This window comes from Streptomyces sp. NPDC002773, from assembly GCF_040295605.1.
Classification (GTDB): Bacteria; Actinomycetota; Actinomycetes; order Streptomycetales; family Streptomycetaceae; genus Streptomyces.
On record NZ_JBEOVO010000005.1, the window covers coordinates 91582 to 112998 of the forward strand.

Consider the following 21417-nt stretch of genomic DNA (forward strand, 5'->3'; position numbering starts at 1 on the left):
GGAGGGTCAGCGCCTCGGCAGCCCCAGCGGGTTGCCGTCGCGGAGTTCCGGCGGGAGCAGGTGGTCGGGCGTCGACTGGTAGGTGACCGGGCGCAGCCAGCGCTCGATCGCGGTCGCGCCGACCGAGGTGGAGGTGGAGGTGGTGGCGGGGTAGGGGCCGCCGTGGTGCTGGGCCTGGGCGACGGCGACGCCGGTGGGCCAGCCGTTGACGAGGACGCGGCCTGCCAGCGGGGTGAGTTCGGCGAGCAGCGAGGCGGCGTCGGCGTCCCCGCCGGCCTCCGTGGCTCCCGTGGCCTCCGTGGCGATGTGGAGGGTGGCGGTGAGGTTGCCGGGGAGTCGGGACAGGACCTCGGTTATCTCCGTACGGGAGGAGTAGCGGGCGACGACGGTGACCGGGCCGAAGCACTCCTCCAGGAGCAGGTCGTGCCGGTCGCCCTCGGTGAGCAGGGCGGCGTCGACGGCGAGGACGCCGGCGCTGACCGTGTGCGCGTCGCCCGCGCCGGGGGCGACCGGGGTCCCCACCCCGGCGAGCGCGGCGCGCTCGGTGACCCCGGCGACGAAGGCGTCCCGCATCCGCCGGTCGAGCATCACGCCGGGGCCGGTCGCGGAGAGGCCGGCGCCGAGGGCCTCGACGAAGCGGTCGCCCGCCTCGCCCGTGGGGGCCAGGACGAAGCCGGGCTTGGTGCAGAACTGGCCCTGCCCCAGGGTCATGGAGCCGGCCAGGCCCGCGCCGAGCTCCTCGGCCCGCTCGGCCACGGCCGCGGTGGTGAGCACGACCGGGTTGAGGGAGCCGAGTTCGCCGTGGAAGGGGATGGGGACGGGCCGGGCGGCCGCCGCGTCGAAGAGGGCGCGCCCGCCGCGTACCGAACCGGTGAAGCCGGCCGCGGCCACGAGCGGGTGGCGGACGAGTGCCACGCCCGCGTCGAAGCCGTGGACGAGGACGACGACGTCCTCGGGCAGGCCCGACTTGGCGGCGGCCCCGCGCAGCAGGGAGGCGCAGAGTTCGGAGGTGGCCGGGTGGTCGGGGTGGGCCTTGACCACCACGGGGCAGCCGGCCGCGAGGGCGCTCGCCGTGTCGCCGCCGGGGACGGAGAAGGCGAGCGGGAAGTTGCTTGCGGCGTATACGGCGACGACGCCGAGCGGGATCTTCCAGCGGCGCATGTCGGGCCGGGGCGGGGTGGCGCCGGGGTCCGGCGCGTCGATCCGGATGTCGAGGAAGGACCCCTCCTCGACGACCTCGGCGAAGGACCGCAACTGGGCCGTGGTGCGGGCGAGTTCGCCGGTGAGGCGGACGGGCCCGAGGGCGGTCTCGGCGTCGGCCGTCTCGACGATCCGCTCGCGCGCCCCGTCGAGGAGGTCGGCCGCGGTACGGAGGAAGGCGGCCCGCACGGCCCGGTCGGCGAGGCTCTCGCGGACGCCGTGGGCGGCCCGTACGGCCCGGTCGACGTCCTCAGCCCCGGCCTCCACCGCGACCTGTTCGCGCGGCTTCCCCGTCCGGGGGTCCACACTCCACACTGGTTCTGCCGCCACCGCCACGCCCCTGTTCGCTATTCTGAACACAGTTCCCGTAGATGAACGCATCTGTACGGGACTCTAGGGACGGCCCGGCCGTCTCCACAAGGGGCCCCGTTCAGCCAGGTGGCCCACTCGGACGACCGGACGACGGAAAAGGGGCGAGGGTCATGGCGACTGCCGACGCGGGCGGAGCGCAGGTGAAGTCCGCGGTGCGGACCGTGGAGCTGCTCGAATACTTCGCCGGGCGCCCCGGGATGCACTCCCTTGCCGCCGTCCAGGAGGCCGTCGGCTACCCCAAGTCCAGCCTGTACATGCTGCTGCGCACCCTGGTCGAGCTGGGCTGGGTGGAGACCGACTCGACCGGCACGCGGTACGGCATCGGGGTACGGGCGCTGCTCGTCGGCACCTCGTACATCGACGGCGACGAGGTGGTGGCCGCCTCCCGGCCCACCCTGGACCGGCTCTCCGACGACACCACCGAGACCATCCACCTGGCGCGGCTCGACGGCACCAACGTCGTCTACCTGGCGACCCGTCAGTCGCAGCACTACCTGCGGCCGTTCACCCGTGTCGGGCGCCGGCTGCCCGCGCACTCGACCTCGCTCGGCAAGGCGCTGCTCGCCACCCACACCGACGAGCAGGTGCGCAAGCTGCTCCCGGAGACCCTTCCGGCGCTGACCGAACACACGATCACCGACCGCGAACAGCTCATCGAGGAACTGCACACCATCCGGGAGCAGGGCTTCTCGGTGGACCGCGAGGAGAACACGCTCGGGCTGCGCTGCTTCGGCATCGCGATCCCCTACCGGACCCCGGCGCGGGACGCGATCAGCTGCTCGGTGCCGGTGGCTCGGCTCACCCCGGCCCACGAGCAGATGATCAAGGACGCGCTCTTCGACGCGCGGGACCGGCTGACCCTGGCGACCCGCCGCCTCTGAACAGCCGCGGCCCGCCGCCTCCGACGGCCGGCGGGGATCAGCCCCGCTCGGCGAGCGCCTTCTGCCACACCGGGCTGTCCACGTAGTGGTTGTCGTACTGCTCCGAGGAGGCCTTGATCTCCTCGAAGCTCGCCTCGCCCCGCATGACCCGACCGAGGAGCCGCAGGTAGTCGAAGCGGGCCATGCCGGGCGTGAAGACGAACAGCACGTCGGCCTCGGCGCCGGGGGCCGCCGCGAAGGCGTGCGGGGTGCGCGGCGGGACGAGGAGGAAGTCGCCCTGCTCCAGGACGGACAGCTCCTCGCCCACGAGGACCTGGAGCGAGCCGCCGAGGACGAAGAACATCTCCGAGGCCTTGGTGTGGAAGTGCGCCGGCGCGCCGACCGCTCCCTTCGCGAAGGAGGAGCGGTAGCTCGTGAGCTGCCCGCCGGTGGTGTCGGAGTCGGCGAGCAGGGTCATCACGCTGCTGGGGTCGGCGGTGGTCTCGGCGTCGGCGGCACGGGTCAGGAGCGGGGCGAAGGTCGCGTTCTCGTTCATGATCACAACTCTAGAGCCTTATTGACCCTTGCCCATGGGTCAATTGATCATCGAAAACGTGGGTCAATCACGGGTTGTCGGCGGCCCGGGGGAGGAGGCCGCCTCCCCCGCGCGGTGGAGGCGGTCCACCGCTCGGCAGGACGCGGCGGCGGGGGCGTGCGCGGGAGCGTGAAGCCATGACAGAGACCGCTCCCCTCCCCCGCGCCGACCGGCAGGCCGCGCCCCAAGGGCCCGCGCCGCACCGACCGGCCACGCCCCACCGGCCGACCGCCGCCCGCCGGGCGCTGCGCGCGCTCGCGATCGTCGCCTGCGTCCCGTACGTCTCGCTCAAGGTCGCCTGGGTGGCGGGCAGCGAGATCGGCATCCCGGCCGGGAGCACGCTCCTCGATCACCCGCGCATGATGGCGATCGCCAACTCGGTGACGGTGGTCGCGGACGTCCTCGTCGTGGTCCTCGCCCTGCTCCTCACCCAGGCCTGGGGCCGGCGGTTCCCCGCCTGGCTGCTCGCCCTCCCCATGTGGGCGGCGACCGGACTGCTCACCCCGATCATGACCGGATACCCGACGCAGCTCGCGGTCGCCGCCTTCAGCGGTGACGACAAGGCCGCCGCGCCGAGCGAACCCTTCCTGGATCCCTGGGTCTTCGGCGTCGTCTACGGCGGCTTCATCCTCCAGGGCCTCGCCCTCGGCACCCTCTTCGTCCTGTACGCCCGGGACCGCTGGGGCCACCTCTGGCGCGGCCGGCTCGGCGATCTGTCCGCCCGTACGTCCGGGCCGTGGGTACGGGCCGCCGCCCTGGCCGGCGCGGTGACCGCGCTCGCGTCGGCCGTGCCCCATCTGCTGTGGGCGGCGGGAGCGACCACCGGCCTGTCCGCACGGGGGATCGCGGACCGCGACGCCGACTTCCACGTCCTCGAGGCCCAGTGGCTCGGTTTCCTCGCCGTCGCCGTCCTCTCCACGCTCCTCCTGGTCCTGCGCCGGCCCGCCCGGCTCCGGGCCCGGCTCGGGGTCCGCGCCACGCTCGCCGTGGCCTGGACGACGTCGGCCGCCGTGGGCTGCTGGGGCGCCTACATGTCGCTCGTCGCGGTGCTCCCGGAGACGGATCCCACCAAGCGCGTCCCCGACCTCGTGCAGCTGTCCTACGCTGGCGACATGATCACCGGGTTCCTCCTCGCCGCGTGCGTGGCCGTCTTCCTGCGGCGCCGGAGCGCCGAGGCGTGAGGCGCTTCGCGGTCGCCCTCCTCGGGCAGCGGGCCAGGCGGCGCTGGCTCCATCTGATCGTGGGCGGCGCGCTGTTCATGCCGTTCTGGATGGTCGGCACCCTGGTCATGGGCCCGCTGTTCGACGAGGGCGGTCTGTTCGCCGGGGGGCTCGGGGTGCAGTTCGGGGCGTACGCGGTGGGCCTGCCGCTCGTCGCGGTCAGCGCGCTCTTCCCGCTGGCCCGGCCGATGTCGGTGGCGGCGGCGCGGGCGCTGTGCGGGGTGCCGGCGGACCGGTTCGCGGACGGCCCCGCCCAGGGCCGGGAGGCGAGGGCGCGGGCGGCGGGCTGGCTGACCCTGCATCTGGGCGCCGGGGCGCTGGTCAGTGGGGCGTCCCTGGCCCTACCGCCGTTCGCGCTGTCGGTGATGGCGCTGCCGTTCTCGCCGGGGCTCCGTGAGTCGGAGCTGGGCCGCCTCTGGGGCCTCGACCGGCCCTGGTGGAGCTGGGCTGCGCTCCCCGCGGGGGTCCTGATGCTGCTCGCGCTCGCCACCGCGGCCGCCGCGACCGGCGCCCTCCTCGCCCGGCAGGCGCCCCGGCTGCTCGGGCCGAGTCCGGCGGACCGGCTCGCGGCGGCCGAGCGGCGCGCGGCGGAGGCGGAGTCCCGCAACCGGCTCGCCCGGGAGCTGCACGACTCCGTCGGCCACGCGCTGAGCGCGGTCACCCTCCAGGCGGGCGCGGCCCGCCGGGTCCTGAGCGGCGGTGAGGGGGCGGACCTGGAGTTCGTCCGGGAGGCGCTGACCGCGATCGAGGAGACCACCCGGCGGACGGTCGGCGAGCTGGACTGGGTCCTGGGCCTGCTGCGCGGCGGCGAGGAGGTCGAGCGGGGCGTGGGCCCGGGGCTCGACGCCCTGGAGGCCCTGGTGCGGGGCGCGGGACCGAAGGTGGCGCTCACGGTCTCCGGTGACCTCGTCCCCGTACCGGAGGCGCTGTCCCGGGAGGCGTACCGGATCGTTCAGGAAGGGCTGACGAACGCGGCCCGGCACGCGGGCGGGGAGCCCGTCACCGTACGGCTCGACGCCCGTACCGAGAAGGTGGAGATCACCATGGAGAACCCCCTGCCCGAGCGGCCCCCGGTCGCCCGCCCCAACGGCGGGCGCGGTCTGCGCGGCATCGCGGAACGGGCCAGGCTGCTCGGCGGCACCGCGGAGGCCGGCCCGGCGGACGGCGTCTGGCGCCTCGCGGTCAGGATCCCCCGATGAGCGCGCCCGCGGCCGGGGGGCCGGTCATCAGGGTGGTCGTCGCCGACGACGAGCGGATGGTGCGGACGGCCCTGCGGGTCATCCTGGACGCGGAGCCCGGCCTCCAGGTCGTCGGCGAGGCGTCCACCGGCGCCGAGGCGGTGTCGGTGGTGCGGGCCGAGCGGCCGGACGTCGTCCTGATGGACGTGCGGATGCCGGAGATCGACGGGATCCGGGCCACCGAGCAGATCCTCGCGGGGATGGCGGAGCCGCCCCGGATCGTGGTGGTGACCACCTTCGAGAACGACTCCTACGTGTACGACGCGCTGCGCGTCGGCGCGGCCGGCTTCCTGCTGAAGCGGGCGGCGGCCGAGGAGCTGGTGGGCGCCGTCCGGCTGGTCGCGCGGAGCGACTCGCTGCTCTACCCGGCGGCGGTACGGGGCCTGGCCGCCGAGCACGCCCGCCATCGGGCGCCGGTGGCGCCGCCGTGGGTGGGGCGCCTCACCGAACGGGAGGCGGAGGTGCTGCGGCTCGTGGCGACGGGCCTGACGAACGCGGAGATCGCGGGCCGGATGGGCGTCGGCGCGGCGACGGTCAAGACGCATGTGGCGGCGGTCCTGGCGAAGTCGGGAGCCCGCGACCGTACCCAGGCGGTGATCCTGGCGTACGAGTCGGGTTTCGTCCGGGCGGGGTGAGGCGTCCGCTTGTACGACGAGATGAAGGTTCGCTGAGAAACGGGCCACATCCGGAACCTCCCCCACCGACCCGTTCGTCCCTCCGAGTGCGATGAACAAGACGATCAGGCACACGTCGGTCTTCGTGCTGCTCCTGGTGCTCGCCCTGCTCGGCCGGGCCACCTGGGTGCAGGCGTACGAAGGCACGGCGCTCGCGGACGACTCGAAGAACCGGCGGAACACCATCGCGCAGTACGCGCAGCCGCTCGGCAACATCGTCGTGGCCGGCTCGCCGGTCACCGGCTCGAAGAAGACGGAGGGATCGGACCTCGAGTACCGGCGCACGTACACCGACGGCGAGCTGTACGCGGCGGTCACCGGCTACAGCTCGCAGGCGTACGGCGCCACCCAGCTGGAGGGCATCTACGGCGACGTCCTCGACGGCACCGACAACCGGCTGAAGAACCCGTTCGACGCCCTCACCCGCAAACAGCAGGAGCCGGGCACGGTCGTCACCACGATCGACCCGGACGTGCAGAAGGCCGCCTACCGGGCGCTCGGGGACACGAAGGGCGCGGCCGTCGCCGTCGACCCGGCGAGCGGCCGGATCCTCGGGATGGTCTCCACCCCGTCCTACGACCCGTCGGAGATCGCCGGGACGACGGACGGCGACGCCTGGAAGGCGCTGACCACCGACGAGGACAAGCCGCTGGTCAACCGGGCCCTGCGCCAGCCGCTGCCGCCCGGCTCCACCTTCAAACTGGTCGTCGCGGCGGCGGCCCTTGAGGACGGTCTGTACGGCTCGGTGGACACGGCGACCAAGAGCCCCGACCCGTACACCCTGCCGAACACCCGGACCGTCCTGAAGAACGAGAACGCCTCGGCGCCCTGCGAGAACGCCACGATCCGCACCGCGCTCCAGTACTCCTGCAACAACGTCTTCGCGAAGATGGCCGCCGACCTGGGGCAGGACAAGGTGAAGGCGACGGCGGAGAAGTTCGGCTTCAACGACGACGAGCTCGACGTCCCGGTCCGCGCCTACCCGAGCGTCTACCCGTCCGGCATGGACGCGGCGCAGACGGCGCTCACCGGCATCGGGCAGTTCGACGTGACCGCCACCCCGCTCCAGATGGCCATGGTGTCGGCGGCGATCGCCAACGACGGTCTGCTCGCGGCCCCGCACATGGTGTCGGAGGTCGTCGACTCCGACGGCGACGCCCTCCAGTCGTACGAGGACGGGGACACCACGCGCATCGTCTCCTCCTCGACGGCCGAGCAGCTGCGGAGCGCCATGCGGACGGTCGTGGAGGAGGGCACCGGCACCAACGCGGCGATCGCCGGCGCCGAGGTCGGCGGCAAGACGGGCACGGCGCAGCACGGCGAGAACAACAGCAAGACGCCGTACGCCTGGTTCACGTCGTACGCGAAGGACCCCTCGACGGGGAAGCAGGTCGCCGTCGCGGTGCTGATCGAGGACTCGGGCGCGGCCCGCTCCGAGGTCAGCGGCAACGGTCTGGCGGCCCCGGTGGCGCAGAAGATGATGGCGGCGGCGCTGAAGTGAGCTGAGGCGGGACGGGGTGGGGCGGGGCCCGATTGGCCGTCGGGCCCCGCCGCACGGTATGCAGGGTCACGCTCATCCCCGAGCACCCATTCGAATCATCGAACGATCGATCCTGCTCTCACCTCGCGGAGGACCGCCGTGCGCCTGCCCCGTTCCCTCTCCGGCTGGACCATCGCGGTCTTCGGCGTGCTCGCCGCCGCGCTGGGGGTGGTGGGCCTGGTCGTGCCGGACGCGCTGCTCACGGTGATGGGCTTCGAGCCGGTGCCCGACGGCGGGCGCGCGGACGGCGACCACACGCTCGTCTTCCTCACGGCCTCCTCGATGGCCGCGCTCAACATGGGCGTCTACTACGTCCTGGCCGCGCTCGCCGACTGGAAGCCCTTCTTCCGCTGGACGGTCCCGTTCCGGCTCCTCACCTGCGCGGTCTTCACCCTCGCGGTCGCCACCGGCCGCGCCCCGGCCGGATTCCTGGGCGTGGGCCTGTGGGAGGGCCTCGGCGCGGTGGTGACGGGAGTGGCGCTGCGGTACGAGAAGAGCGGCGCCCGGCCTGGTCGACAGGACGCCGTCCAGGGAACCCGGGAGGGAATCCTCTAGGGAAGGTGACCGATGCCCCGGGGCCTCCTCAGAGGGCAGCCTGTGGGTCATGCGCTGGTATCTGACAGGTGTCGTCGTGTCCGGATTCGGTACGACGGCGATGTGGCTGGCCTCCGGGATCTGGGTGAAGTCCCTGACGGGGTCCGACAGTCTGGCGGCGTTGACCGCCTTCGCCCTGTGGGCGCCCGTACTCCTCGGGCCGCTGCTCGGCACGCTCGCGGACCGGGTGCGGCGGCGGCCGCTGCTCGTCACCCTCGACGTGGCGATGGCGGCGCTCCTGCCGCTGCTCCTGTGGGTGGACTCGGCGGACAGGGTGTGGCTGCTGTTCGCGGTGCTCGTCCTCTACGGGACGCAGGGCGCGGTCCATGAGGCGGCGGAGCAGGCCCTGGTCGCGACCGTCGTCGACGAGAAGCGGCTCGGCGCCTTCAACGGGCTGCGGATGACCGCGAACGAGTCGGTGAAGCTGATCGCCCCGCTGGTGGCTGCGGGGCTCTTCGCGCGGTACGGGGGCGGGCCCGTCGCCCTCCTCGACGCGGCGAGCTTCGCGCTCGCGGCGGGCGTGTTCGCGCTGATGCCGGTACGGGAGGCCCGCCCGGTCCGGTCCGGGTCCCGGCGCTGGTGGCGGGAGACCGCCGAGGGCGTCCGGCTGCTGCGGGCATCGCCGGTGCTGCGGCCCCTGGTGGCGACGGGCGCGTTCACGATGCTGCTCGCCGGGGTGAACGGGGCCGCGATCTACGCCGTCGTGGACCGGGGGCTCGGGCACGCACCCGCGTACGCCGGTGTGCTCTACGCCGTCCAGGGCGCAGGCTCGGTCCTCGCGGGCCTGGTCACCGGCCCGCTGCTGCGCCGGATGCCGGAGCGCGCGCTCGCCGCCGTGGGTCTGGCGCTGTTCGCGGTGGCGGTGGGCGTACGGGCCCTGCCGTACGAGGTGACGGCCCTGGCGGCGAGCGCGGTGATCGGCCTGGGGCTGCCGTGGGTCCTGGTCGCGGTGGTCACGGCGGTGCAGCGGGAGACGCCCGCGGAGGCGGTGGGCCGAGTGGCGGCCACCGCGAACACCCTGGTCTTCGCCCCGAATGCGCTGGCCCTCGGGCTCGGCGCGGGCCTGGTCGCCCTGGTCGACATCCACGTCCTGCTGCCGCTGCTCACGGTGGCGGGCGCGGGGTGGGCGGTATGGCTCACGGGGCGGGGGCGGGGACGCTCGGCGCGGGGGCGGGGACGCTCGGGCCCCCCGCCCGCGCCGCTCGCGGTGCGGGGCGCCCGGCGGGCGGCGAGCATGGAAGGAGGCGCGCGCGGCGGGAGGAGGGCAGTGTGACGGCCGGTTCCTTCCCGGGGGCGACGGGGCAGGCGGGTGTGCCCCTGGACCGCAGGGGTCTCCTCGACGTGATCGGGGTCGCCGCCGTCGTGGTGGACGCGCGGGGCCGGATCGTGCTGTGGAGCCCGCAGGCGGAGGCCCTCTTCGGGTTCTCCGCCGACGAGGCGCTCGGCCGGTACGTGGCCCGGCTGATCGTCGGCGAGGAGCACCGCGAGGAGGCGGTGCGGCTCTTCGGCGAGGTGCTGCGCGAGGGCACGTCCTGGGCCGGCACCTTCCCCGTACGGCACAAGGACGGCAGCGTCCGGCGCGTGGAGTTCCGCAACATGCGGCTCACCGACGACCTGGGCGGTCTGTACGCGCTCGGGATCGCCGCCGACCACGCCGCCGTCGAGCGGGTCGAGACCGAGCTCGCCCTCTCCGACCGGCTCGTCTCCCAGTCCCCGATCGGCCTGGCCGTCCTCGACACCGACCTGCGCTACGTCCTGGTCAACCCGGCCCTGGAGCGGATCAACGGCATTCCGGCCGCCCAGCACATCGGGCGGCGGGTCGGCGACATGCTGCCGCTGGTCGACGCGCGGGCCTTCGAGACCTCGCTGCGCACCGTACTGGCCACGGGGATCCCGCTGCTCGACCAGCCGCTCGTGGGGCGGACCCCGGCGGACCCGGACCGCGAGCACGCCTGGTCGGTGTCCCTCTACCGGCTCGAAGGGGCCGAGGACCGGGTCCTGGGGGTCGCGGCCTCGGTGATCGACGTGACCGAGCGGCACCAGGCGGACGCGGTCGCGGACCGGTCCCGGCGGCGGCTCGCGCTCATCGCTGACGCCTCGGCCCGGGTAGGGACCACCCTGGAGGTGGAGCGGACCGCCGACGAACTCGCCTCGGTGGTGGTGCCGGAACTCGCGGACATCGCCGCCGTCGACGTCCTCGACTCCGTCCTGACCCTGCGCAGGCCCGGCGCGCCCGAAGAGGGGCCCGAGCTGTTCCGGGCGCTCGCGGTGAAGGCGGGGTCGCAGACGGAGGCGCTGCCGGCCGCGGACCCGCCGGGGGCGGTCGCGATGTACGGGGCGGACCGGCTCGTCACCCGGTGCGTGCACACCGGTCTTCCGGTCCTGGTGGAGCACGTCGGCCCCGGTGACCTGTCCCGGATCGCGCGGAGCCCCGAGGCGGCGGAGCTGCTCGCCCGGGCCGGGGTGCACTCATACCTCGCGGTGCCGCTGATCGCGCGCGGCGAGGTCCTGGGGGCGCTCGACCTGAAGCGGGACCGGAACGCGCTGCCCTTCGACGGCGACGACGTGCTGCTCGCGACGGAACTCGCGGCGCGCGCGGCGGTCAGCATCGACAACGCGCGCTGGTACCAGAGCGTGCGGAACTCGGCGGTGACGCTCCAGCGCAGTCTGCTGCCCGGCACGCCGCCGGAGCGGGCGGGTCTCGAGGTCGCGGCCCGCTACCAGCCGGCGCAGGCGTCGAGCGAGGTCGGCGGCGACTGGTACGACGTGATCCCGCTGCCCGACGACAAGACGGCGCTCGTCGTCGGGGACGTCATGGGCAGCGGCATCGACGCGGCGGCGACGATGGGGCGGCTGCGGACGGCGACCTGCGCGTTCGCGGACCTCGATCTCGCGCCGGCCCAGGTCCTGCGGCATCTGGACCGGATCACGGCCGGCCTCGAGCACTACATCGCGACCTGTCTGTTCGCCGTGCACGACCCGGCCCGCGGCCGGTGCCGGATCTCGAACGCGGGCCACCTCCCGCCGGTGCGGATCCCGGCGGACGGCCCGGCCGAGCTGGTGGCGGTGCCGCCGGGGCTACCGCTCGGGGTGGGCGGTGCCACCTTCCGTACGACCCGGGTGTCCTTCCGGCCCGGTGACGTGCTCGTGCTGTACACGGACGGTCTGGTCGAGACCCGCCACGAGGCGATCGACGAGCGGCTCGCCCTGCTCGTGGGCCTGCTCGACGAGGCGCGCGGGCCCCTCGAGGAGACCTGCGACCTGCTGCTGCGGGCGCTGCGCCGGCCGGGCGCCGCGGACGACGTGGCACTGCTCATCGCCCGGAGCACGGGATGAGGGCCCGGGACCGGGGCCGGGACCGGGCCCAGGACCGGAACCGGCACCGGAGCCGGCACCGGGACCCGGACCGGACCCGGAACCGGACCCGGGACCGGGACCCGGACCGCCGGCCGGGTGCCCGGGAGCGCAGGACCGGGCTCCGGAGCGTCGCCGGGCAGGTGTTCGCCCTGGAGGCGCTGATCGCGCTCCTGGTGATCGCGGCGGCCGTGTTCGTGACCCTGCACCAGGCGCGCAGCGACACCGAGCACGACGCCCGGATCCGTTCCCTCGCCGTCGCGGAGGCCTTCGCGAAGTCACCGGGCGTCGACGAGGCGCTGACCTCGCGCGATCCGACGGCGGAGCTCCAGGACCGGGCCGAGGCCACCCGGCGGGCGACGGGGGTGGACTTCATCGCGGTCCTGAGCCCGGCCGGGGTGCGGTACACCGACTCGGAGCCGCAGCTGATCGGCCGCAGGGCGACCGGTGACCTCACCCGCGCGACGGTCGACGGCGAGTCCTTCACCGAGCTGTTCCGCGGCGCCCCCAACGACGCCGTACGGGCCGTGGTCCCCGTCGTGGACGACCGGGGCAGGATCGTCGGCATGGTCACCAGCGGCATCGAGCTGGAGAGCGTCGCCGACGCGGTGGAAGGACGGCTGCCGCTGCTCGTGGGCGCGGCGGCGGGCGCCCTCGTGATCGCCGTGGGCGGGGCCGCGCTGGTGAGCCGGCGGCTGCGGCGGCAGACGCACGGCCTCGGCCCGGCCGAGATGACCCGGATGAAGGAGCACCACGAGGCGGTCCTGCACGCGGTGCGCGAGGGCGTCCTGATCGTGGGCGCCGACCGCCGGCTGCTGCTCGCCAACGACGAGGCGCGCCGGCTGCTCGGTCTCACGGCGGACGCGGAGCGGCTGCACGTATCCGAGCTCGGCCTCGACCCGCGGACGGTCGAGCTCCTGGAGTCGGGCCGGTCGGCGACGGACGAGGTGCACCGGGCGGGCGACCGGCTGCTCGCGGTGAGCGTGCGGCCCACGATCCCGGACGGGCACGAGTCCGGAAGTGTGATGACGATGCGGGACACCACCGAGCTGGCCGCCCTCACCGGCCGGGCGGCGGTGGCCCGCGGCAGGCTCCAGCTGCTGTACGAGGCGGGGGTGCGGATCGGGACGACCCTGGAGGTCGTACGGACGGCGGAGGAGCTGGCGGAGGTGGCGGTGCCGCGGTTCGCGGACTTCGCGACGGTGGAGCTGCTCGAACCGGTGCTGCGCGGCGAGGAGCCGCCGGAGGCCGCGGCGGCGACGACGGAGATGCGCCGGACGGCGCTGAGCGGGCTGCGTCCCGACCAGCCGCTCCAGCCGGTCGGGGACATCGTGCGCTTCGACGTCCCCAGCACCCCGATGGCGACGGCGCTCGGCGCGGGCCACGCGGTGGTGCAGGCGGAGCTGGCGGCGGCGGAGGGCTGGCGGGCGCAGGACCCGGAGGGGGCGGCGCAGGCCCTCGCCTTCGGGATGCACTCGCTGCTCACGGTGCCGCTCCTGGCGCGCGGGGTGGTCCTGGGGATGGCCAACTTTTGGCGTGCGGACACGCCGGAGCCGTTCGGGGAGGAGGATCTGTCGTTCGCGGAGGAGCTGGCGGCGCGGGCGGCGGTCGCGATCGACAACGCGCGCCGGTTCACCCGGGAGCACACGATGGCGGTGACGCTCCAGCGGAGCCTGCTGCCCCGGGTGCTGCCCGAGCAGAGCGCGGTGGACGTGGCGTACCGCTATCTCCCGGCGAAGGCGGGGGTGGGGGGCGACTGGTTCGACGTGATCCCGCTGCCGGGGGCGCGGGTGGCGCTCGTGGTGGGGGACGTGGTGGGGCACGGGCTGCACGCGGCGGCGACCATGGGGCGGCTGCGGACGGCGGTGCACAACTTCTCGACGCTCGATGTGCCGCCGGACGAGCTGCTCGGGCATCTGGACGAGCTGACGGCCCGGATCGACGACCGGTCGGAGGGGCCGGAGGGCGAGGGCCGGCGGCGTGAGGAGGGCATCACCGGCGCGACCTGTCTGTACGCGATCTACGATCCGGCGTCCGGCCTGTGCACGGTGGCGAGCGCGGGGCATCCGGGTCCGGCGCTCGTGAGTCCCGACGGGCGGGTCGAGTTCCCCGAGCTCGCGCCGGGGCTTCCGCTCGGCCTCGGTCTGGGCGACGTGCCGTTCGAGGTGACGGAGCTGCGGCTGACCGAGGGCAGCAAGCTGGTGCTGTACACGGACGGCCTCCTCGAGGACCGGGGCCGGGACCTCGACACGGGGCTCGGGCTGCTGCGGTCCACGCTGGCCCGGCCCGACCGGAGCCCGGAGCAGATCTGCGCGGACGTCCTCGCGACCCTGCTGTCCCCGTCGCCGCGGGACGACATCGCGCTGCTCGTGGCCCGGACCCGGCTCCTGGAGCGGGACCGGATCGCCGAGTGGGAGGTGGCGCGGGACCCGTCGGCGGTGTCGCCGGTACGGAACGCGGCGGCGGCGAAGCTGGCGGAGTGGGGCCTTGAGGACCTGGCGTTCACGGCGGAGCTGATCCTCAGCGAGCTGATCACGAACGCGGTGCGGTACGGGGCCGATCCGGTCCGGGTACGGCTGCTCCACGACCGGGCGCTGATCTGCGAGGTGTCGGACGGCAGCAGCACCTCCCCGCATCTGCGGCACGCGGCGACGACGGACGAGGGCGGGCGCGGGCTGTATCTGGTGGCGCAGTACGCGGAGAGCTGGGGCACCCGGTACGGCCGGCGCGGCAAGACGATCTGGGCGGAGCTGCGGCCGGGCGCGGCCGGGGAGCCCGCGCCGGCGGCGCTGCCGGACATGGACGCGCTGGAGGACCTGGCCTGGTGAGACGGGGGCCCGCCGCCCCCCGAGGGGGAGCGGCGGGCGGACTAGCCGAGTTTGCGCAGGGCCGTCCGGACGGCGGTCAGGTCCTCGTCGGAGGCGAGACCGGCGTGGTAGAGCCGCAGTTCGGTCGCGCCCGCGTCGCGGGCCCGCTCGGCCTCGTCGGTGAGCCGGTCGGGGGCACCGCCCATCCCGGCGACGACGGACAGGTTCGCGGCGAGGACGGTGTCCGGCCGGGCGTGGGCGGCGAAGTCCGCGACCCGGTGCGGGCGGGCGACCACCCCGTCCGAGAGGCCGAGGACGTGCGCCGGGTCCGTGCCGGCGTCGGCGCCGCAGCGGTACGGGTCCGGGTCGGCGTGCAGCAGGACCCGGAAGCCGGGCGGCGCCGCGGCCCGTACGGCGGCCACGGCGGCCTCCTGGAGGGTACGGGCGGTCCCGGCGCGCCAGGCGAGGGCGGGGGTCTCAAGGGCGCCGAGTCCGCCCGCCGGTCCCGTCCCGGCCCACACGGGCTCCAGGGCGCGGCGCACGGCGGCGGCGAGCTCGCCGGGGTCGGCGCCCCCGTCCCCGTACCCCTGACGGCAGGAGGGGCAGAAGCAGAGCGACATCAGGTACTGCTCGCGCTCCCCCAGGGCGACGCCGCCGGTCTTGTCGTGGGCGTGGAGGTGGGCGAGGCCGTACCAGCCGCAGGACTCCAGTTCGGTGCCGGCCGCGCCGGGCCGTACGGCGGCCTCGGCGGCGAGGTCGACGAGCAGGGCGCGGACCTCGGGGCGGGCGATGCAGGGGGCCCAGGGGTAGCGGTCGCCGTAGGCGTTGACGACGGAGGTCTCCGGGTGTTCCGCGCCGAGGCGGGAGTTGTGGGCGAGGACGACCCAGCTGTGCACGTCGAGACCGGTGGCGGCGAGGGCCTCGGCCGCCCGCCCGAAGGAGTCGCCGGGGGCCCACTCCCCCGCCGGGTACGGGCGGAGCGGGCGGCCGGACCAGCGGTCCGGGTCCGGCGGGTAGAGCACGGCGGCGTGCTCGGCGGTGACGATCCGGTGGGCGGGGTGGCGGGGGGTCAGCGCCCGGGTCGAGTGGTAGGCGGCGGCGAGCGTGACCTGCGCGAGGCCCAGCCCGGCGAGGAGCGCGGGCGCGGCGGGGTCGCCGTCGACGTCCCAGGGGTAGACGAAGGTTCCCGCTCTCATGCGCCGGCCTCCTTCAGGAGGGCGCGGCCGTGCTCGACGAGCCGGACCAGTTCGTCGACGTGCTCGGGGGCGGGCTCGCTCAGCGGGGGCCGTACCTCGCCGACGTCCAGGCCTCCCCTCCGTACCGCCGCCTTGACGAGCGAGACGGCGTATCCCCGGCCCTGGGCGCGGAGTTCGACGAGGGGCCGGTAGAAGCCGTCGACGAGGAGGTTCACGGTGGTGTCGTCGCCGGTGGTGAGGGCGCGGTGGAAGGCGAGGGCGAGGTCGGGGGCGAAGCAGAAGACGGCGGAGGAGTAGAGGGTCACGCCGATGCCCCGGTAGGCGGCGCCGGTGAGTTCGGCGGTCGGCAGGCCGTTGAAGTAGAGCAGGTCGAGGCCCTCGGCGCGGACGGCGCTGACGATCCGCTGCATGAGGTCGAGGTCGCCGAGGCCGTCCTTGAGGCCGATGATCCCGTCGGTGCGGGCGAGGGCGACGGCGGTGGCGGGGGTGAGGACCGCGTTGTCCCGCTGGTAGACGATGACGTCGAGCGAGGTGGCGGCGGCGAGTTCGGTGTAGTGGCGGAGCAGGCCGGCCTGGTCGGCGACGACGAGGTACGGCGGCATGGCGAGGAGTCCGTCGGCGCCGGCCTCCTCGGCGAGCCGGGCGTACCGGACGGCGAGTGCGGTGCCGTAGCCGGCGCCCGCGACGACCGGGACGCGGCCGGCGGCCTCCTCGACGGCGGCGGCGACGCAGTCCCGGAACTCCTCGGGGGTGAGGGCGTGGAACTCGCCGGTGCCGCAGCAGGCGAACACGGCGGCGGCGCCCGCGTCGATCCCCGCGCGCACGTGGGCGCGGAAGGTGCCGAGGTCGACGGAGCCGTCCGGCGCGAAGGCGGTGACGGGGAAGAACAGCAGGCCGTCGAGCCGGCCGGCGAGCGGGGCAGTGGTCACGGGCGCTCCCAGGGAAGTCCGTCGTGCACAGTTCTGACTGTCATCCATATGCATGAACGTTGACCCGAGGCACGCTAGAACAGGGCGATCCACCGGTCAAGAAGAAGACCAGCCGTATGCCACTCCCTTGACGGTCCATCGACCCGCTCCCTAGCGTGTCCATGGTTGTGAATGCCGCTCAGCAGAGGAGACCCGCTCCATGTCCGCACCCCGCACCGTCCTGCTCACCGGCGCCGCCGGGGGCGTCGGCACGCTGATGCGGGAGCTGCTGCCCCCGTACGGCTACGAGCTCCGCCTCCTGGACGCCGCCCCGGTGCCGGGGGCGCCGGACGCGATCACCGCCGACCTCGCGGACCGCGCGGCGCTGCGCGAGGCGGTCCGGGGCGTCGACGCGATCGTGCACCTGGCGGGCATCTCCCTGGAGGCCGACTTCGAGAAGATCATGGCCGCCAACATCGCCGGGACGTACCACCTCTACGAGGCCGCCCGCGAGGAGGGCGTCCGGCGCGCGGTGTTCGCCTCCAGCAACCACGCCGTCGGCTTCACCCGCCGCCCCCGCGAGGGCGAACCGCTCGTCCCGGTCGACACCCCGCACCGCCCCGACACCTTCTACGGCCTCTCCAAGTGCTTCGGCGAGGACCTGGCGCAGCTCTACTGGGACCAGCACGGCATCGAGACCGTCTCCGTCCGCATCGGCTCCTGCTTCCCCGAGCCCACCTCGGTACGGATGCTCTCGATGTGGCTGAGCCCCGCCGACTGCGCCCGTCTCCTGCACGCCGCGCTCACCGCCCCGGACGTCGGCCACACGGTGGTCTACGGCTCCTCCGCCAACACGCGCGCGTGGTGGGACCTCTCGACCGCCCGGGCGCTCGGCTTCGAGCCGCGGGACGACTCGGAGCCGTACGCGGAGAAGCTCATCGCCGAGAAGGGCCTGCCGCCCGAGGGCAGCGCCGACGACCTCTACCTGGGCGGCCACTTCTGCGTGGACCCGCCCCGGTGGCCGCACTGACAGCGGGAGAGCGAAGGTACGCAGGACCCGGCCGGACTGATACGGGGGAGCCGGCCGGGGCCCGGGTCACGGGTGCGCGCTGGCAGACCGGACCTGCTCACCGTAGGCCCGGACGAAGATCATCGCGAGCCGCTGAACGCGGCTCCTGTCCGGATTGCGCGGTGGGTCGCCGCGGTCAGGGCGACGCGCGCAGGGTCCGGGACGGCGACTCCCCGAACTTCTCCCGGTAGCGCGCCGCGAACCGGCCCTGATGGGCGAAGCCCCAGCGCCAGGCCACCTCGCTCACGCTCACCTCGTCCGGCGCGGCCGCCCGCAGCTCCTCGCGGACCCGGTCGAGACGGACCTCCCGTACGTACGCCATCGGTGACATCCCCACGTACTCCCGGAACGACTCCTGGAGGCGGCGCACGCTCACCCGGGCCAGGGCCGCGAGTTCGGTGGTCGTGAACGGGTGCTCGGGGCGCTCCCGTACCGCGTCCATCGCGCGCTTGACCGGGGCCGGGCGCCGTGGCTCGCCCGGGTGGGCGAGCGCCTCCCGCCAGGGGTGCTCGGCGGCGAGCAGCAGCCCGTTGAGCAGCGCCTCCTGCAAGGGGCGCGCCACCAGTTCGTGCCGGGCCAGACCCTCGCCCGCGAGCGCCTCCGCGGCGACCTGGCGGGCGAAGCGCACCCAGCTCAGACCGGGACCGCGGCTGATGTCCAGGCCGGGCGCGAAGACCAGCGGCCCCCGGGGCGCGCGGCCGATCAGCTGCTCCAGACGGTCGCGCAGCTCGGCCGCCCCGACCTTCACCGACAGCGTCCGGCAGTCCCCGCTCCAGCGGTCGAGGAAGGTGTCCCCCGCCGGGTCGAGGAGCAGCGCCTCCGCGGCCGTGGCGACGATCGGGGCCCCGCCCTGGCGCATCTCCATCCGGCCGCTGAGCGGCGCGTTCAGGTGGTACGCGCCGAGTTCCCCGAAGCTCATCCGCACATCGGCCCCGCAGCTCAGGTCGCCGATGACGAGCGGGCCGAGCACGACGGTGTCGAAGCGCGCCGCGAAGGGGCGCCGCTCCCGGTCGACGACGTCCATCCGGTTCGCGTAGTAGCGGACGTCGAGCTCCTCGCGCGCCTCGTCCACGTCCCGCGTCCGGAAACAGTTCCCACCCACAGCGCCCACCGCGCCCCCTGCACCCATGGGGCGAAAGAATATTCATATGACGGATCTGACCGGGAACGGCAGGATGCCCGGCATGCCACGACCCCATGGATTCACCTACGAGCGGCGCCGTGACGGCTCCGTCGTCCTCACCCACCTCGGCCGCGCCGCGGGCGTCCTGCGCGGCGGCCGGGCCGAGAAGTTCCTGGCGGAGGTCGGGTCGGGCGACGCCCAGCTGGTGATGGCCCGGTGGACGGGCTCGTACCGCTTCGGCAACGAACGGCAGGCCAGAAGCCACCCCCGTCATCAAGGTGGCCGAACCCGGTGAGGGTAAGGGAACGGCAAAGGGGCCCGGATCGTTAGCCTTGGCATGACCGCTATGACCCCCGGCTCGAACATCCCTCTCACCGTCGCTCGCGTGGCGGTGGACGTCGCCGCCCCCGTGCGGCTCGACGTCTCGGGCCTGCTGCTCGGCGCCAACGGCAAGGTGCGCTCGGACGACGACTTCATCTTCTACAACCAGCCGTCCGGGCCCGGCATCACCTACCGCTCCGGCGGCGGTGCCGCCCCCGACGCGATCCTGGTGGACACCGGCGCCCTCCCGCCCGGCATCGAGAGGATCGTCGTCACCGCGAGCCCGGACGCCACGGGCCAGACCTTCCAGGGCATCGAACCCACGGCGACCCTGCGCAACGCGGACGACAACACCGTCCTCGCCACCTTCACCCCGCCCCAGCTGGCCACCGAGACCGCGCTCGTCGTCGTCGAGATCTACCTGCGCAACGGCGCGTGGAAGGCCCGCGCCGTGGGCCAGGGCTACGCGAACGGGCTCGCGGGCATCGCGACGGACTTCGGCGTCTCCGTGGACGACGCGCCCGCCGCGGCCCCGGCGGCCGCCGCGCCCGCCCCCGGCGCCCCGCCCGCCCCGGTCGCGCCCCCGGCCCCGGCCGCCGCCCCGGTGGATCCCCGCATCGCGGCCGCGACGCCGCCCGCTCCCCCGGCCGCCGCGCCCGCCGCCCCCGTCTCCACCGGCAAGATCAACCTCGACAAGGGCCGGGTCAGCCTCCAGAAGAACCAGACCGTGTCCCTGGTCAAGGGCGGCCGTCCGCTGCTCTCCCAGGTCAAGATGGGCCTCGGCTGGGAGCCCGCCTACCGGGGCAAGGACATCGACCTGGACGCCTCCGTCATCGCGTACGGCCCCCAGCGCAACCACCTGGACAGCTGCTACTTCGGCAAGCTCTCCATTCTCAACGGCTCGGTGAAGCACTCCGGCGACAACCTCACCGGCGAGGGCGCCGGCGACGACGAGGTGATCGTCGTGGACCTCGGCCGGCTGCCGGCCGACACCACCGGCCTGGTCTTCACGGTCAACTCCTTCTCCGGGCAGAAGTTCACCGAGGTCGCCAAGGCCTACTGCCGGCTGATGGACGCGGCGACCGGCGAGGAGCTGGTCCGCTTCGACCTGACCACCGCCGAGCCGCAGACCGGCGTGATGATGGCCAAGCTGATCAAGCAGTTCTCCGGTGAATGGGAGATGACGGCGATCGGCGAGTTCGTGAAGTCCCGGACCGTCCGGGGCATGGTGAAGCCGGCCGCCCAGGCACTCTGAGCGACCGGCCGCGGCCCGCGTCTAGAAGAGCGCGCTGTAGGCGTTGAGGGCGGGCTGGCCGCCGAGGTGGGCGTAGAGCACGGTCGAGTCCCGGCCGATCTCCCCCCGGTCCACCAGATCGACCAGGCCCGCCATCGACTTCCCCTCGTACACGGGGTCGGTGATCATGCCCTCGGTGCGGGCGGCGAGCCGCATCGCTTCGAGGGTGGTCTCGTCCGGGACGCCGTACACCCCGGCGTGGTAGCGCTCGTCCAGCTCGACGTCGGCCGCCGTCACCGGCCGTTCGACCCCGATGAGGGCGGCGGTGTCCCGGGCGATCCGGGTGATCTGCTCATGCGTCGGACCGGGCTTCGCGGACGCGTCGACGCCGATGATCCGGCGGGCCTGACCGCCCTCCTCGGCCAGCGCGGCAAAGCCCGCGACCATGCCGGCCTGGGTGGAGCCGGTGACCGAGCAGACCACCACCGTGTCGAAGAAGACGCCGAGCGCGCGCTCCTGCTCGGCCACCTCGTACGCCCAGTTCGCGAAGCCGAGCCCGCCGAGCCGGTGGTCGGAGGCGCCCGCCGGGATCGCGTACGGCTTCCCGCCGCCCTCCTCGACCTCCCGCAGGGCCTGCTCCCAGCTCTCCTTGAAGCCGATGCCGAATCCCGCCCGGACGAGCCGGACGTCTGCGCCCGCGAGACGGCTGATCAGGATGTTGCCGACCTTGTCGTAGACGGAATCGGGCCAGTCGACCCAGCTCTCCTGGACGAGGACGCAGCGCAGTCCGGCGCGGGCGGCGACGGCGGCGACCTGGCGGGTGTGGTTGGACTGGACACCGCCGATGGAGACGAGGGTGTCGCAGCCCTGCGCGAGGGCGTCGGCGACCAGGTACTCCAGCTTGCGGGTCTTGTTCCCGCCGTACGCGACACCGGAGTTGCAGTCCTCGCGCTTGGCCCACAGGGTCGCGCCGCCGAGGTGGTGGGTGAGCCGTTCGAGCGGGTGGACCGGCGAGGGCCCGAAGAGGAGCGGATAGCGGTCGAAGTCGGTGATCGGCAAAGCGGCTCCCGGTGGGTGACGGCTGCTGGACGACGTTCCTGGACGCGGAGACG

Annotated in this window: 18 protein-coding genes; 12 read left to right on the forward strand and 6 right to left on the reverse strand. The window is 74.3% G+C overall.

The window, feature by feature from the left end; genetic code table 11:
* Positions 1-6: 6 nt before the first annotated feature.
* Positions 7-1530 (reverse strand): aldehyde dehydrogenase (NADP(+)), encoded by a 1524-nt coding sequence (locus tag ABT034_RS08900; protein ID WP_351212832.1) that lies wholly within the window; start codon positions 1528-1530, stop codon positions 7-9.
* A gap of 152 nt (positions 1531-1682) precedes the next feature.
* Between ABT034_RS08900 and ABT034_RS08905 the strand changes: the two genes are divergently transcribed.
* On the forward strand, positions 1683-2453 hold the full coding sequence (locus ABT034_RS08905) for an IclR family transcriptional regulator (RefSeq protein ID WP_351212834.1): 771 nt from the start codon (positions 1683-1685) through the stop codon (positions 2451-2453).
* Between the two features lie 37 nt (positions 2454-2490).
* Here ABT034_RS08905 and ABT034_RS08910 read toward each other — a convergent pair whose 3' ends face one another.
* Positions 2491-2988 (reverse strand): cupin domain-containing protein, encoded by a 498-nt coding sequence (locus ABT034_RS08910; protein ID WP_351212836.1) that lies wholly within the window; start codon positions 2986-2988, stop codon positions 2491-2493.
* 176 nt (positions 2989-3164) lie between these two features.
* Between ABT034_RS08910 and ABT034_RS08915 the strand changes: the two genes are divergently transcribed.
* The 8 genes from ABT034_RS08915 (at position 3165) to ABT034_RS08950 (ending at position 14475) form a co-directional block, all read left to right on the forward strand.
* A complete protein-coding gene (locus ABT034_RS08915; RefSeq protein WP_351212838.1) occupies positions 3165-4208 on the forward strand; it encodes a hypothetical protein in 1044 nt (347 codons plus the stop codon).
* Complete coding sequence (locus tag ABT034_RS08920) at positions 4205-5446, forward strand: sensor histidine kinase (RefSeq protein WP_351212840.1); 1242 nt, start codon at positions 4205-4207, stop codon at positions 5444-5446. The genes ABT034_RS08915 and ABT034_RS08920 overlap by 4 nt, the downstream gene beginning before the upstream one ends.
* Entirely contained in the window at positions 5443-6120 is a 678-nt protein-coding gene (locus tag ABT034_RS08925) for a response regulator transcription factor (protein WP_351212842.1), read from the forward strand. The genes ABT034_RS08920 and ABT034_RS08925 overlap by 4 nt, the downstream gene beginning before the upstream one ends.
* A gap of 91 nt (positions 6121-6211) precedes the next feature.
* Complete coding sequence (locus tag ABT034_RS08930; protein ID WP_351212843.1) at positions 6212-7660, forward strand: peptidoglycan D,D-transpeptidase FtsI family protein; 1449 nt, start codon at positions 6212-6214, stop codon at positions 7658-7660.
* 138 nt (positions 7661-7798) lie between these two features.
* A complete protein-coding gene (locus tag ABT034_RS08935) occupies positions 7799-8254 on the forward strand; it encodes a hypothetical protein (RefSeq protein ID WP_351212845.1) in 456 nt (151 codons plus the stop codon).
* 49 nt (positions 8255-8303) lie between these two features.
* Positions 8304-9566, forward strand: coding sequence for an MFS transporter (locus tag ABT034_RS08940; RefSeq protein ID WP_351212847.1), 1263 nt, complete (start codon positions 8304-8306; stop codon positions 9564-9566).
* Positions 9563-11629 (forward strand): SpoIIE family protein phosphatase, encoded by a 2067-nt coding sequence (locus ABT034_RS08945; RefSeq protein ID WP_351212849.1) that lies wholly within the window; start codon positions 9563-9565, stop codon positions 11627-11629. Before ABT034_RS08940 ends, ABT034_RS08945 begins: the two co-directional genes overlap by 4 nt.
* Positions 11626-14475 carry a SpoIIE family protein phosphatase gene (locus ABT034_RS08950; protein WP_351212851.1) on the forward strand — a complete coding sequence of 950 codons (2850 nt, stop codon included), beginning with the start codon at positions 11626-11628 and terminating at the stop codon, positions 14473-14475. Before ABT034_RS08945 ends, ABT034_RS08950 begins: the two co-directional genes overlap by 4 nt.
* Before the next feature lie 41 nt (positions 14476-14516).
* On the opposite strand, the gene ABT034_RS08955 is transcribed toward ABT034_RS08950, so the two are convergent.
* Both ABT034_RS08955 and ABT034_RS08960 read right to left on the reverse strand, forming a co-directional pair.
* Complete coding sequence (locus tag ABT034_RS08955; protein ID WP_351212853.1) at positions 14517-15650, reverse strand: hypothetical protein; 1134 nt, start codon at positions 15648-15650, stop codon at positions 14517-14519.
* The gene (locus tag ABT034_RS08960) at positions 15647-16579 is read right to left on the reverse strand and encodes a 5-dehydro-4-deoxyglucarate dehydratase (RefSeq protein ID WP_351212855.1); all 933 of its coding nucleotides are present in this window, start codon (positions 16577-16579) and stop codon (positions 15647-15649) included. Before ABT034_RS08960 ends, ABT034_RS08955 begins: the two co-directional genes overlap by 4 nt.
* Positions 16580-16778: 199 nt before the next feature.
* Here ABT034_RS08960 and ABT034_RS08965 point away from each other — a divergent pair, with 199 nt between their 5' ends.
* Positions 16779-17588 (forward strand): NAD-dependent epimerase/dehydratase family protein, encoded by an 810-nt coding sequence (locus tag ABT034_RS08965; protein WP_351212857.1) that lies wholly within the window; start codon positions 16779-16781, stop codon positions 17586-17588.
* A gap of 175 nt (positions 17589-17763) precedes the next feature.
* Here ABT034_RS08965 and ABT034_RS08970 read toward each other — a convergent pair whose 3' ends face one another.
* Positions 17764-18699 (reverse strand): AraC family transcriptional regulator, encoded by a 936-nt coding sequence (locus ABT034_RS08970; protein WP_351212859.1) that lies wholly within the window; start codon positions 18697-18699, stop codon positions 17764-17766.
* A 112-nt stretch (positions 18700-18811) separates the two neighbouring features.
* Here ABT034_RS08970 and ABT034_RS08975 point away from each other — a divergent pair, with 112 nt between their 5' ends.
* Both ABT034_RS08975 and ABT034_RS08980 read left to right on the forward strand, forming a co-directional pair.
* Positions 18812-19045, forward strand: coding sequence for a hypothetical protein (locus ABT034_RS08975; protein ID WP_351212861.1), 234 nt, complete (start codon positions 18812-18814; stop codon positions 19043-19045).
* A 42-nt stretch (positions 19046-19087) separates the two neighbouring features.
* Positions 19088-20326, forward strand: coding sequence for a TerD family protein (locus tag ABT034_RS08980; RefSeq protein ID WP_351212863.1), 1239 nt, complete (start codon positions 19088-19090; stop codon positions 20324-20326).
* A gap of 21 nt (positions 20327-20347) precedes the next feature.
* Here the strand turns inward: ABT034_RS08980 and ABT034_RS08985 are convergent, their stop codons facing one another.
* Complete coding sequence (locus ABT034_RS08985; RefSeq protein WP_351212865.1) at positions 20348-21364, reverse strand: 1-aminocyclopropane-1-carboxylate deaminase; 1017 nt, start codon at positions 21362-21364, stop codon at positions 20348-20350.
* Between the last annotated feature and the right edge of the window lie 53 nt (positions 21365-21417).